Source organism: Streptomyces sp. NBC_00726 (assembly GCF_045161735.1).
Classification (GTDB): Bacteria; Actinomycetota; Actinomycetes; order Streptomycetales; family Streptomycetaceae; genus Streptomyces.
The window spans coordinates 1677725-1689604 of the sequence record NZ_CP108983.1 but is presented as its reverse complement, the minus strand read 5'-3'; the positions used below and the strand labels follow the sequence as shown (position 1 = coordinate 1689604).

9 protein-coding genes are annotated in these 11880 nt (G+C 73.1%); 3 read left to right on the top strand and 6 right to left on the bottom strand.

Annotated elements, in window-relative coordinates; all coding sequences use genetic code 11:
* Positions 1-36: 36 nt before the first annotated feature.
* The 4 genes from OG338_RS07530 to OG338_RS07515 all read right to left on the bottom strand — a co-directional run bounded on the left by OG338_RS07530 (position 37) and on the right by OG338_RS07515 (position 3881).
* Positions 37-495, bottom strand: coding sequence for a DoxX family protein (locus OG338_RS07530; protein WP_405936582.1), 459 nt, complete (start codon positions 493-495; stop codon positions 37-39).
* A 493-nt stretch (positions 496-988) separates the two neighbouring features.
* The gene (locus OG338_RS07525; protein WP_405936581.1) at positions 989-1633 is read right to left on the bottom strand and encodes an HNH endonuclease family protein; all 645 of its coding nucleotides are present in this window, start codon (positions 1631-1633) and stop codon (positions 989-991) included.
* 379 nt (positions 1634-2012) lie between these two features.
* Positions 2013-2675 (bottom strand): HAD-IA family hydrolase, encoded by a 663-nt coding sequence (locus OG338_RS07520; RefSeq protein ID WP_405936580.1) that lies wholly within the window; start codon positions 2673-2675, stop codon positions 2013-2015.
* A gap of 162 nt (positions 2676-2837) precedes the next feature.
* Positions 2838-3881, bottom strand: a complete 1044-nt coding sequence (locus OG338_RS07515; protein WP_405936579.1) for a peptidoglycan-binding protein — start codon at positions 3879-3881, stop codon at positions 2838-2840.
* On the opposite strand from OG338_RS07515, the gene OG338_RS07510 reads away from it, so the two are divergent.
* Complete coding sequence (locus OG338_RS07510) at positions 3870-6068, top strand: DHA2 family efflux MFS transporter permease subunit (RefSeq protein WP_405936578.1); 2199 nt, start codon at positions 3870-3872, stop codon at positions 6066-6068. The genes OG338_RS07515 and OG338_RS07510 overlap by 12 nt on opposite strands.
* Positions 6069-6092: 24 nt before the next feature.
* Here the strand turns inward: OG338_RS07510 and OG338_RS07505 are convergent, their stop codons facing one another.
* Complete coding sequence (locus tag OG338_RS07505) at positions 6093-7166, bottom strand: DUF2330 domain-containing protein (RefSeq protein WP_405940348.1); 1074 nt, start codon at positions 7164-7166, stop codon at positions 6093-6095.
* Between the two features lie 354 nt (positions 7167-7520).
* On the opposite strand from OG338_RS07505, the gene OG338_RS07500 reads away from it, so the two are divergent.
* Positions 7521-9545, top strand: a complete 2025-nt coding sequence (locus OG338_RS07500; protein ID WP_405936577.1) for a bifunctional glycosyltransferase 87/phosphatase PAP2 family protein — start codon at positions 7521-7523, stop codon at positions 9543-9545.
* Here the strand turns inward: OG338_RS07500 and OG338_RS07495 are convergent.
* Entirely contained in the window at positions 9508-10482 is a 975-nt protein-coding gene (locus tag OG338_RS07495; RefSeq protein WP_405936576.1) for an AEC family transporter, read from the bottom strand. The two genes, OG338_RS07500 and OG338_RS07495, sit on opposite strands and share 38 nt — an antisense overlap.
* A 115-nt stretch (positions 10483-10597) precedes the next feature.
* Between OG338_RS07495 and OG338_RS07490 the strand changes: the two genes are divergently transcribed.
* On the top strand, positions 10598-11875 hold the full coding sequence (locus OG338_RS07490; protein ID WP_405936575.1) for an alpha/beta hydrolase: 1278 nt from the start codon (positions 10598-10600) through the stop codon (positions 11873-11875).
* Positions 11876-11880: the final 5 nt, after the last annotated feature.

Sequence of the window (11880 nt, the reverse complement as noted above, 5' to 3'; positions counted from 1 at the left end):
TCAGCGGGCCCGGGGGAGGGGGGAGCGGGGAGCGGGTCAGACGGCGACCGGGGAGTTCTGTTCCTGGGTGTGGTCCCGGTCCTGGCGGTCCGGGGTGCGGGCGGTGAGGAGGTTGTCCAGGGCCAGCGCGCCGGGGCCGGTGAAGACGAGCAGCAGGAAGACCCAGCAGAAGACGGCCGACGGTTCGCCGCCGTTCTGGAGGGGAAGGAGGGCGTGCGACTGGTGGACCGTGAAGTAGGCGTAGGCCATGGAGCCGGACGAGACCAGGGCGGCGAGACGGGTGCCGAGGCCCAGGGCGACGAGGACGCCGCCGACGAGCTGGATCACCGCCGCGTACCAGCCCGGCCAGGTGCCGGCGGGTATGGAGCCGCCGCCGTGGGCGCCGCCGAGGACGCCGAAGACCGAGGCGGCGCCGTGGCAGGCGAAGAGCCCGCCGACGACGATGCGGAAGAGCGCGAGGGCATAGGGCTGTGCTCGGTGGAGGTGTGGGGTCATGGGGGGAGGCTCCTTCGGTCTGGTGGGGACGTGAACCGACTGGGCGCAAAAGATTAGGTAGACCTCACCAATACTTGCAAGTTCAACGTTCTGTCGACTGGCTGAAAATCGACGGGCCGTTATGAGCCGTCCGGCGCGCCAATACCGCCGCGAACTGGGCAGCCTCGTTCCTTTGTCTGGCCTGAACCAATGGCGGCGCAGTTTTCCGGCCACGGGAGTCCGGTCCCGGCGGTGGGGGCTCCCACCACGGCACCCCCGGCTCTCACAGGAGTCCCACCGGAGTTCCGGGCCCCTCGCGCCCCGTTGGCGGACCGGTGGCCCGCCGGCCGGTCCGCGGAGCGGGATGTGGCTTGTCATGGACAGCCGTAGTAGGCCGAAAACGCGTGGTGGCCCCACCGGCCGCGCCCGTCGTCGGGGCGTCGGCCGGTGGGGCCACCGGGGTGGGAGTCGCGGGGTGGGTGCGCCCGCGTTCAGCAGCCGCTGAGCCTCGCGTTCAGCAGCCGCTGAGCGCGGATTGCAGGGCCGACTTCTCGGCCGGGTCGACGGACAGGTTGTAGTAGTGCTTCACGTGGACCCAGGCGCGCACATAGGTGCACTTGTACGCGGCGCGCGGCGGCATCCAGGACGCCGGGTCCTTGTCGCCCTTGGACTGGTTGACGTTGTCCGTGACCGCGATCAGCTGCGGGCGGGTCAGGTCGTTCGCGTACGCCTGCCGTTGGGTGGTGGTCCAGCTGGACGCGCCCGAGCGCCATGCCTCGGCGAGCGGCACCATGTGGTCGATGTCCACGTCGGACGCGGCGGTCCAGGTGGCGCCGTCGTACGGCGAATACCAACTGCCGCTGGTCGCCGCGCAGCTGGAGTTCTGGGTGACGTTCGTGCCGTCCCGCTTCAGGACGACCTCGCGGGTGTTGCAGGCTCCGGACTGGGTGATCCAGTGCGGGAACTTGTCCCGGCTGTAGCCGCTGGACGAGCCCTCCGCCTTCACGGTGAGCTGGCTCAGATAGGTGCGGGCGGTGGATGCGGCGATCGGGGTGGGCATGGCCGCCTGGGCGCTCGGCGCGGTGAGCAGGCCGGTGGTGGCGGCGAGTGCGGCGGATGCGGCGAGGACGGCTATGCGACGCGCGTAGACACCTGACATGCGAACTCCCTTGATGTGGGGGGATGTGGACGGGCTGTCATGAACGGCCCGGCCATCGTGGCGGCACCGGGTTTCCGTGGGGTGGGCGCCAGGTAACACGATGGCGACATGGGCACGTCACATCAAGGGATCTGACAAAGGGGTTCGTGGCGCGGGGAGCGCAAGGGTCCGTGCGCGCGGGCGCGGTGAGCCGGTCCGGCGCGGCGCCGGCGCCCATGACCTGCGGGGGAGCGCATGCGTACGGCCCCCGCCCGGGGTGGGCGGGGGCCGTACGGAGGTTCGTGGTGCTGGTGTCTGACGTGGGGCCGGCGGCCCCGGGGTGCGCGCGGCCGGTCCCGGCGCGCGCGGTGGGCGGGGCTTCGGGTGCCCCGCCGGGAGACTACCGCGCGTCGACGTGCAGCGTGATGGTGCCGTCCGCCGCCGCCTCGACGCGCAGCTGCGTCAGGTCGGCGACCTGGGCGTCCGGGGAGTGGGCCCCGGCGCGCGGGCCGACGCCCACCACGCGCATGCCGGCCGCCCGGCCCGCCGCGATGCCCGCCTCGGAGTCCTCGAAGACCACGCAGTCCGCCGGGGCGAAGCCCAGCGCCGCGGCGCCCTTGAGGAAGCCCTCCGGGTCCGGCTTGCTGGCGCCGACGCTCTCGGCGGTGACGCGGAGGTCCGGCATCCGCAGCCCGGCGGCGCCCATCCGGGCCGTCGCCAGCGCCAGGTCGGCCGAGGTGACCAGGGCGTGCGGAAGGGCGGCGATGGCGTCCATGAACGCGGGGGCGCCGCCGATCGCGACGACCCCCTCGGTGTCGGCGGTCTCCTCGGCGAGCATCACCTTGTTGTCCGCGTGGTTCTGCTCCATCGGGCGCTCCGGGAGCAGGACCGCCATCGTGGCGTAGCCCTGCCGGCCGTGGACGACCTTCAGCGCCTCCTCCGGGTCCAGGCCGTTCCGCAGCGCCCAGCGCCGCCAGCAGCGCTCCACGACGGCGTCGGAGTTCACCAGGGTCCCGTCCATGTCGAGCAGCAGGGCGTGGGCGGTGAGGGCGGTGGCCGGCATGGGCGGGCTCCAGAGCGGGGGAAGCGATCGCCGCGGGGGTGGGCGGCGCGGGAGATCAAGCGGCCCCCGCCCGCCGGTCAGGGGGTGCGCGCAGGGGCCACTTTGTTTCTCCACGATACAAAAAGGTGGTCGCGAATGCGAATCCCCTCCGGGGCGGGCCCCTCAGCGGCGCCCGCGCCCCGTCGTCACCGCCTCCAGGCGGCTCCGGGTGTTCGGGCCGTAGACGCCTTCCGGGTCCCCGCCGATGTTCCACCAGGTCTGGAGGTCGCTCACGGCCTGCTCCGTCCTGTCCCCGTAGTCCGAGTCGACCGGGCCGTTGTACACCCAGACCTCCCGCAGCCGGTTCTGGAGCTCCGCGACCTCCGCGCCCCGGTCGCCCCGCCGCAGCGTCCCCGCCTCCTCCTGCGACGAAGGCGGCGGAGCCACGCCCTCCACCGGGGCGCTGCTGCTCGCGGTGGCCGACGGGGACGGCGCGGCGCCCGTGCCGGGGGCCGAGGAGGAGGCCGTGGCGGAGCGGGACGGGGAGGCGGAGGACGAGGCGGAGGCGGACGACGATGCGGAGGCCGACGCGGACGAGGTGGGGGAGGCGGAACGGCTGGGTGACGCGGAGGGCGAGGATGAGGCGGACGGGGCGGGCTCGTCGCTCTCCTCGGGGAGGCTGGCCACCGTGGAGGGCAGGGCCTGGTCCAGGTCGGCCTCGCCGCCGCCGTCCCCGTTGAACAGCCCGCCGACGAAGGCCGCCGTGCCGACCACCGCGACCACGGCCGCCCCCGCGATCACCGCGGCGAACGGCTTGCGGCGGCGCGGGGTCACCGGGTCGGGGTCGGTGAGCAGGAGGGCGGTGCCGGGCTCCGCCGCCCGCTGCGCGCCGGCCGCCGGGTCCAGGAACAGCGGCATCGTGGTCGCCGCGTCCCCCTCGGGGGCGTACACCCGCGGAGCGCCCGGCGGGGGCGGCGTGGGCGCCGTCGCGGTGCCGTCGCCCAGCGTCACGTACGGGCGGATGCGCAGCGGGTCGAAGTCCTCCGCCGCGGCCATCTCCGCGGAGCGCCCCGCGTGGTGCTCGTCGGCGACGCGCTGCTGCTCGGCGGCCCGCTCCGGGTCGGTGACGTAACCCGGCGTAGCGGTGTTCCGGCCCGCGCAGGCGCAGCCGGGACCGGCGCCCGGTCTGCTCTCCGTACCGCACTCCGGGCATATATGTCCGGCCATCGTGGGTCCCCTCCCCTTGAACTGCCTGCGATTATGCAGCCCCCCGCCGAGAAGCCCAATCATCCGGCTTCCCGGCAGGCCATAACGGGGCAGAACAGACAGGATGGGGGTGTAGCGGATCCGAGGAGATGTCTCATGGCCCAGCAGCTGAGCCCGACCGCCCAGGCCCCCGGCGGGGACCGCTCCACGCGGTCGGTCCTGGTGGCGATCGGCGCCCTGCTCCTCGGCATGCTGCTCGCCGCGCTCGATCAGACCATCGTCTCGACCGCGCTCCCCACCATCGTCAGCGACCTCGGCGGGCTCGAACACCTGTCGTGGGTGGTCACCGCCTATCTGCTGGCCTCGACCGCCGCGACCCCGCTCTGGGGGAAGCTGGGCGACCAGTACGGGCGCAAGAAGCTGTTCCAGACCGCGATCGTCATCTTTCTGATCGGCTCCGCGCTCTGCGGCCTCGCCCAGAACATGCCCCAGCTGATCGGCTTCCGCGCCCTCCAGGGGCTCGGCGGCGGCGGTCTGATGGTGCTGTCGATGGCGATCGTCGGGGACATCGTCCCGCCGCGCGAACGCGGTAAGTACCAGGGGCTCTTCGGTGCGGTGTTCGGTGCGACGAGCGTCCTCGGGCCGCTGCTCGGCGGCTTCTTCACCCAGCACCTCAGCTGGCGCTGGGTCTTCTACATCAACCTCCCGATCGGCGTCGTCGCGCTGCTCGTGATCGCCGCCGTGCTGCACATCCCGGTCCGCCGGACCAAGCACACCATCGACTACCTGGGCACCTTCCTCATCGCCTCGGTCGCCACCTGCCTCGTCCTCGTCGCCTCGCTCGGCGGCACCACCTGGGCCTGGGGCTCGTGGCAGATCATCGGCCTCGCGGTGCTGGCCGTGGTGCTCCTGATCGCGTTCGTGTCCGTGGAGCGGCGCGCGGTCGAACCGGTGCTGCCGCTGAAGCTGTTCCGGATCAGGACCTTCAGCCTCGTCGCGGTGATCAGCTTCGTCGTCGGCTTCGCGATGTTCGGCGCGATGACCTATCTGCCGACCTTCCTCCAGGTCGTGCACGGGATCACGCCGACGATGTCCGGTGTCCACATGCTGCCCATGGTGTTCGGGCTGCTCATCACCTCGACGGTGTCCGGGCAGATCGTCAGCCGGACGGGCCGCTGGAAGGTCTTCCCGATCGCCGGCACCGGCATCACGGCGATCGGGCTGCTGCTCCTGCACCGGCTGACGGTGTCCAGCGGCACCTGGGAGATGAGCGTCTACTTCTTCGTGTTCGGCGCGGGCCTCGGCCTGGTGATGCAGGTGCTCGTCCTGGTCGTGCAGAACGCCGTCTCGTACCGGGATCTCGGCGTGGCGACCTCGGGCGCGACGTTCTTCCGGTCCATCGGCGCCTCGTTCGGGGTGGCGATCTTCGGCACCATCTTCACCAACCGGCTCACCGACAAACTCGGCGCCGCGCTCGCCGGCCGGCCGCTGCCGCCCGGGGTCGACGCGAAGAGCCTGGCCGCCGACCCACGCGCCATCGGGCAGCTCCCGGACGCGCTGCGGGGGCCCGTGCTCCAGGCGTACTCGACGTCGATCACGGACGTCTTCCTGTACGCGGCCCCCGTCGTCCTGGTCGCCTTCCTCTTCGCCTGGCTGCTCAAGGAGGACAAGCTGCGCGGCTCGGTGACGGCGCCGGACCCGAGCGAGACCCTGGCGTCCAACCCGGTCGAGCGCTCCTCGTACGACGAGTGCGCGCGGGCCCTGTCCGTGCTGGCCACCCGGGAGGGCCGCCGCGAGGTCTATGTGAAGATCACCGCGAAGGCGGGCTTCGACCTGCTGCCCGCCGCCAGCTGGATGCTGCTGCGGATCAAGCGCCACGGCACGGTGGAGCCCGCCCGGCTCGCCGAGGTGGCGCCCGTGCCGCTGCGAGTGATCAACGACGCCGCCCGGCAGCTGGAGGGACGCGGGCTCGTCCGGCGGGTCGGAGTGCAGATGGTGCTCACCGAGCCGGGCGCGGAGGCGGTGGTGAAGCTCGCCCAGGCCCGCGAGGACTCCCTGGCCGAGCTGCTGGGCGACTGGTGGGGGCCGGACCGGCCGACCGACCTGGTCGCCCTGGTCTCCGAGCTGACGCGGGAGACCAGCGGCTCCAGCAAGGAGCGCCCGCACAGCCCGGAGCCGAAGCGTGATCATGCGGCGGGGCGGGATTGACCGGCATGATCCAAACCAAAGGCCCTAACGCACCGGCGGCGGGGGCAGCACCGGCCGCCGTCGCCTGGCGCGTACCACCAGGAACAGCGGCAGGGCCACCACCAGCAGCGCGCCGCCGAGCAGCGTCAGCACCCAGGCCGGCATGCCGGCCCAGGTCAGCAGCGTGTCCCGGTACACCACGGTCCGGTACGGGGTGTCCTCGGCGGTCGCCCGCAGTTCGTGGTCGCCGTCGATCCGCTCCGGCGACGGGAAGTACTGGTCGATGGCCGTCACGAAGACCGGCTTGTCCCCGGTGACCGCCGCCAGCGCCTCGTACGGCTGCTTCGCGGGGTCGACGCGGCCCGCGTACGAGACCTTCGGGGGCCGCCCGCCGATCGCGCCGCGCGGTTCCATGCGGTGGTCGGCCAGGATGTACAGGCCGAGCGACTGCGGGGTGGCGGCCAGCCTGGACAGGCGCATCGGATAGACCAGCCGGTCGCTGGCGAAGCGCAGCCGCAGCGGTTCGAGCGTCCCGCTCAGCGTGCCCCCCTGGTTCTCCGGCGCGAGGCGCACCGCCACGTACTCCCACTTCTGGTCGACGTACGGGGTCAGGGCCGTGGCGAGGCGGTCCGGCAGCTCGAAGCCGTTCTCCTCCAGCCAGCTCTCCAGCGCCGCCGGGTCGGTCGCCGCCAGCCGTGCCACGTCGAACGGGCCGAGCCGTTCCCGGCCGACCACGTCCACCGGGGCGGCGGCCTTGGGCGCCCCGGCGCCGTCGGCGGACGAGTTCCCGGAGCCGCCGAACGGCCAGTCCTTGTCACGGGGCCAGAAGTAGTGCCGCTCCTCGGTGACCGGGGCGGTGATCGCCTTGAGCTCGGAGAAGAGGGCCGCGTCGCCCAGCTCGACCGTGGCGCGGTGCGGGACCGGCATGATCCAGGCCGCGTCCGGCGCGTTCCCCCGGACGCTCAGCTGCATGACGATCTGCTCGGTGCGGCCGTCCCAGCCGACCGCCGACGTCTCCCGGTCGACCGCCACCCGGCTGTCCCGGTTCACCACCATCGCCCCGCAGCCGCAGGCGTACGCCGGTGCGATCAGCGACCCCACCTGGAGCGACACCAGCATCAGGAGCAGGGAGAGCCCCCGGACCGCCCAGCCCCCCGTCCCTTTTTCTCTCCCCGCGCGGCGCATCTTCCGTCCTCCCCGTCGTTATTGATCACGGGCTCAGACGTGCGCGGGCCCCGCCCGGTTCCGGCTTCGGCGGGCACCCGGGCAGGCGGACTTTCGGCCAAAGCCGGGTGACAGTCAGGCGTAAAAGGGGTTGATTGGGTCTACCCAAGAGCACAATGCGAAGGTTTCACACATGCCGGACAATCGGCCGGCATCCAGACCTTGGAGGGTCGGCGCAGCGTGGCGAACGCGGAGCACGGTGGCAGCACAGGGGCGACGGCGGGAGCGGGAACCGGAACGGTACGGGCGGTGCTCTGGCTGGTCGTGGCCGCACTGGCCGTCCGGCAGATGGCGGTGGTGCTGCGGCAGCCGCCGGGCGAACGGCTCACGGATCTGAAGACCTGGACCGGTGACGGCGGGGTGCTCCATGTGACCGGTTCGCTGTACGACACCGACCGGTTCACCGGCACCCCGTTCGCCGGGCTCGTCCTCAAGCCGCTGACCCGCACCGCCGAACAGAGCCTCGGGGTCGCCTGGACCTTCGGCTCGCTGCTGCTCGTCGCCGCCCTCGGCCTCGTCGCCGCCCGCGCCCTGCCCGGCCCGGTCGGCCGGCGCACCGCGCTGCTCGCCGCGCCCGTCGCGATCAGCCTGCTGATGCTCTCGCTGCCGGTGCGCAACGCCCTTTACCTCGGCCAGGTCAGCATCCTGCCCGTCCTCCTGGTCCTCGTCGGCCTCTTCACCGTCCGGGGCGAGCGCAGGGCCGGGGTGCTCATCGGCGTGGCCGCCGCCCTCCAGCCGACCGTGCTGCTCTTCGCCCTGCTGCTGTGGCTCACCGGAAGACGCCGTTCCGCGCTCACCGCGGCCGCCGCGTTCGCCGCCTGTACCGCGCTGGCCTGGACCGCGATGCCGCACGACTCGTGGACGTACTGGGTGCACCATGTCGCCGGGGCCGGCCTCGGCGACCAGGCGGACAGCCTCGCCAACCAGTCCCTGCACGGTGCGCTGCTGCGCCTCGGCCTCGCCGGACCGGCGGAGATCGCGCTGTTCCTGACGCTCGCCGCCGCCGTCTGCGCCATCGGCCTGCGCCGCGCCGTGCGGTACGCGCGCGACGGACAGCTCCTGCTCGCGGTGGCCGTCACCGGCTGCGTCGCCGTCGCCGTGTCCCCGACCGCCTGGCAGCACCAGCTGCTCTGGGTGCTGCTCGCCGTGGTCGGCCGGGCGGGCCGCAGCGCCGCCGACCGGCTGGTGTGGCCGGCCGTCGTGGTCCTGGTGACGACGCTGCCGGGCACGATGCTGCTGCCGAACGTCGGAGCGGTGTTCCCGGTACGCGACAACGTGCTGCTCATCGCCGCGCTCGGGGCGGCCTGCGTGACGCCGTTCCTGCCGCGCACCTCCCCGTACTGGCAGAAGCCCGTGCCCACCGCGTACGCGAAGCCCGTCCCGGCCCGCTGGAGCAGGGTGCCGCTGCTGCCCGTCTGGCGGCGGGTGCTCAGCCGGCCCAATCTGCTCCTGGAACTCCTGCTGATCCGTGTCGTCTACTCCGCGTACGGGCATGTCAGGCTGGCCGCCACGGCCGGGCGGGACACCGCCGAGCGGCACGGGCACCAGATCCACTCGCTCGAACAGTGGCTGCACATCGACATCGAGCACCGGATCAACCACGCGGTCGCGGGCGTCGGCCGGCTGCGGGACTTCTTCGACTTCTACTACGCGACGTTCCACTTCCTCGTCCCGCTGGCGATCCTCGCCGTGCTGTACGTGCGCCGCCCCGCCGACTACCGCTGGGCCCGGTCCACCCTCGGCTTCGCCACGCTCCTCGCGCTCGTCGGCTTCTGGCTCTACCCGCTGGCCCCGCCGCGCCTGATGCCCGGGCTCGGCTTCATCGACACGGTGCACGGGGTCCAGGACTTCACCAAGCCGGACTACGGGGCGCTGACTGCGGTGACCAACCAGTACGCGGCGATGCCCTCGCTGCACTTCGGCTGGTCCCTGTGGTGCGGGGTGATCATCGTGCTGCTCGCCCCCAAGGTGTGGATGAAGGCGCTCGGGGTGCTGCATCCGCTGTTCACGGTCTCCGCGATCGTCGCGACCGCCAACCACTGGGTGCTGGACGCGGTGGGCGGGGCGGCCGTCGTCGCGCTCGGGTTCCTCATCACGTACGTGCTCGCGGGGCCGCGCCGGCTGGTGCCGGCACAAAGGGGTGCGGGGACGGAAAAGCGTCCCCGCACCCCTTCACCAGGTGGATCGTCGCCCCTCCAGCATCCGCCCGGAGCCGCCGCCCCGCCACCCGAACGGCTCACGGCCCCAGCGCCCACGCCGCCGCCGACAGCGTGACCATCGACACCAGCGTGGAGGCCACGATCGCGTCGCGGGCGAGCCCGGTGCCGAGGCCGTACTCGCGGGCGTAGATGAAGGAGTTCTGCGCGGTGGGCAGCGCCGCGCACAGCACGACCGCGAGCAGCTGGTGGTCCGGGAGGCGCAGCAGCGGGCCCGCGACGAGCAGGGCGGCCAGCGGCTGGCCCAGCGTCTTCACGGCGACGACCACCGCCGTCTCCGCCCGCTCCCGGCGTCCCCGGCCCCCGCCGCCCGGGCCCCGGTGCAGCGACAGGCCGAGCGTGATCAGGGCCGTGGGCACCGCCGCCGCGCCCAGCACATCGCACGGGTGCGTCACGGCGGCCGGCAGCCGCAGCCCGGTCGCGGAGACGGCCACACCGAGCAGCGAGGCGAGGATGATCGGGTTGCGCAGGGGGATGGTGAGCAGCCGCCGCACCCCGCCGGGCGGGCGCCGCCCGCCCGCCCCTGGTGCCCCGTCCGTCCCGCCCGTCCCGGAGTCCACCAGCGTCAGGATCACCGGCGAGAGCACCAGCACCTGAAAAAGAATCACCTGTGCGATGAACGAGGCGTCGCCCAGCACCTGCACCGCCACCGGGATGCCCAGGTTCGCGGAGTTCACATGGCCCGCGGACATGGCCCCGATCGCCGCGTCCGCCCGCCCCCGGCCGAAGACCCGCCGGACCAGGACATAGCCGGCCCCCGCCGCGACGGCCGTGCTCGCCGCGAACGCCACCATCGACGGATGGCCGAACACGTCCGGGCTCGCCCCCGACACCATCGTGAACAGGGCGGCGGGCATGGCCACATGAAAGACGAACCGGCCGAGCACGGCCTCCGCCTGCTCCCCGAGCAGCCCGCCGCGCCCGACCGCGTAACCGATGCCGGTCAGGACCCAGATGGGGGCGAAGGCGGAGAGCAGGGCATGCATGGCCGCCATGATCCTCGTACGCCTGTTCGGCCCGGTGGCTGACCCCCGGACCGGGGTGCACTCAAGTGCACCGCGGGCCGGGGGTCCACGCGGATGCCGATGCGGAGATTCCGCTCCTACGGTCGTGGACATGGACAACAACGCGATCAACTCGCCCCGGGCGCACGGCACTCGGCGCCTTCTCGCGGCGGCCACCGTGGTGGTCCTCGCCGCACTGGGCACCGCGCCCGCCACCGCCGCTCCCCGGCCCGCGACCGGCCACGACGCGGCGGTCACCGGCCGGCACGAGGCGCGCGGGACGCTCCTCGCGGTCACCCCCGTCGCCCGCCATGACCGGGCCGGGGTGACCGCCTTCCTCGCCGAGGCCGGCATGCGCACGGACACCGTCCGCCACGGGGTGCGCGGCTACCGCCTCACCTACGCGACGATCACCCCGCAGGGCCGCCCCACCACCGCCACCGGCCTCCTCGTGCTGCCCGACGGCGGCGCGCACCGGCTGGACCTGGTCTCCGACACCCACGGCACGATGGCCCACCGCGACTACGCCCCCTCGGTCGGCGAGGACTTCGGCCGCTACGCCCCCTATCTGCACGCCGCCGCCGGGCGCGCCGTCGCCGCCCCGGACTACCTGGGACTCGGTAAGGGCCCCGGCCGCCACCCGTACATGGACACCGCATCGGCCGTCAGCGCCTCGCTCGACATGCTGCGCGCCTCGCGCACCGCCGCGCTCCGGCTGGACCGCCCGCTCACCGGCGACGTGTACGCGAGCGGCTTCTCGCAGGGCGGCCAGGTCGCCATGGCCCTGGGCCGGGCCCTTCAGCGCGGCGCCGACCCGCACTTCCGGCTGCGCGCGCTGGCGCCCGTCTCCGGCCCGTACGACATCGAGCACGCCGAGACGCCCGCCCTCTTCGACGGCCGCGTCAACGACACCAGCGGCATCTTCTACATGACGTACTTCCTCACCGCGCAGAACCGGTTGCACCCGCTGTGGAAGGACCCCTCCGAAGCGTTCCGGGAGCCGTACGCGGACCTCGTCGACGGCCTCTTCGACAGCAGTCACTACGAGGAGGAGATCATCCCGGCCCTCCCCGCCACCCTGAAGGACCTGCTCACCGACGCCTACTACCGCAAGCTCCAGCACCCCACCGGCGCCCTGCTCGCCGCGATCCGCGCCCAGGACGACACCTGCGCCTGGAAGCCCGCCGTCCCGGTCCGGCTCTACACCTCATCGGGCGACACCGATGTGCCGATCGCCAACGCCCGCAGCTGCGCGGCCGATCTGGCGCGGCGGGGCGTGAAGGCGCCGGTCATCGACCAGGGTGACCTTAGCCACAACGAGACGTATCTGACGTCGGGCCCGCAGATCGTGGCCTGGTTCGACCGGCTGGCGGCGCGCCGCTGACGGCC

What these genes read in the sequence shown, in the direction of transcription:
- OG338_RS07505 (WP_405940348.1), bottom strand. Translation starts at nt 7,166, where the DNA reads ATGCTGGTGTCGCTCCAGGTGGGGTCGCTGATCGCACCGGCGTACGCC.
- OG338_RS07525 (WP_405936581.1), bottom strand. Translation starts at nt 1,633, where the DNA reads ATGTCAGGTGTCTACGCGCGTCGCATAGCCGTCCTCGCCGCATCCGCC.
- OG338_RS07520 (WP_405936580.1), bottom strand. Translation starts at nt 2,675, where the DNA reads ATGCCGGCCACCGCCCTCACCGCCCACGCCCTGCTGCTCGACATGGAC.
- OG338_RS07530 (WP_405936582.1), bottom strand. Translation starts at nt 495, where the DNA reads ATGACCCCACACCTCCACCGAGCACAGCCCTATGCCCTCGCGCTCTTC.
- OG338_RS07510 (WP_405936578.1), top strand. Translation starts at nt 3,870, where the DNA reads ATGTCCGGCCATCGTGGGTCCCCTCCCCTTGAACTGCCTGCGATTATG.
- OG338_RS07495 (WP_405936576.1), bottom strand. Translation starts at nt 10,482, where the DNA reads ATGGCGGCCATGCATGCCCTGCTCTCCGCCTTCGCCCCCATCTGGGTC.
- OG338_RS07515 (WP_405936579.1), bottom strand. Translation starts at nt 3,881, where the DNA reads ATGGCCGGACATATATGCCCGGAGTGCGGTACGGAGAGCAGACCGGGC.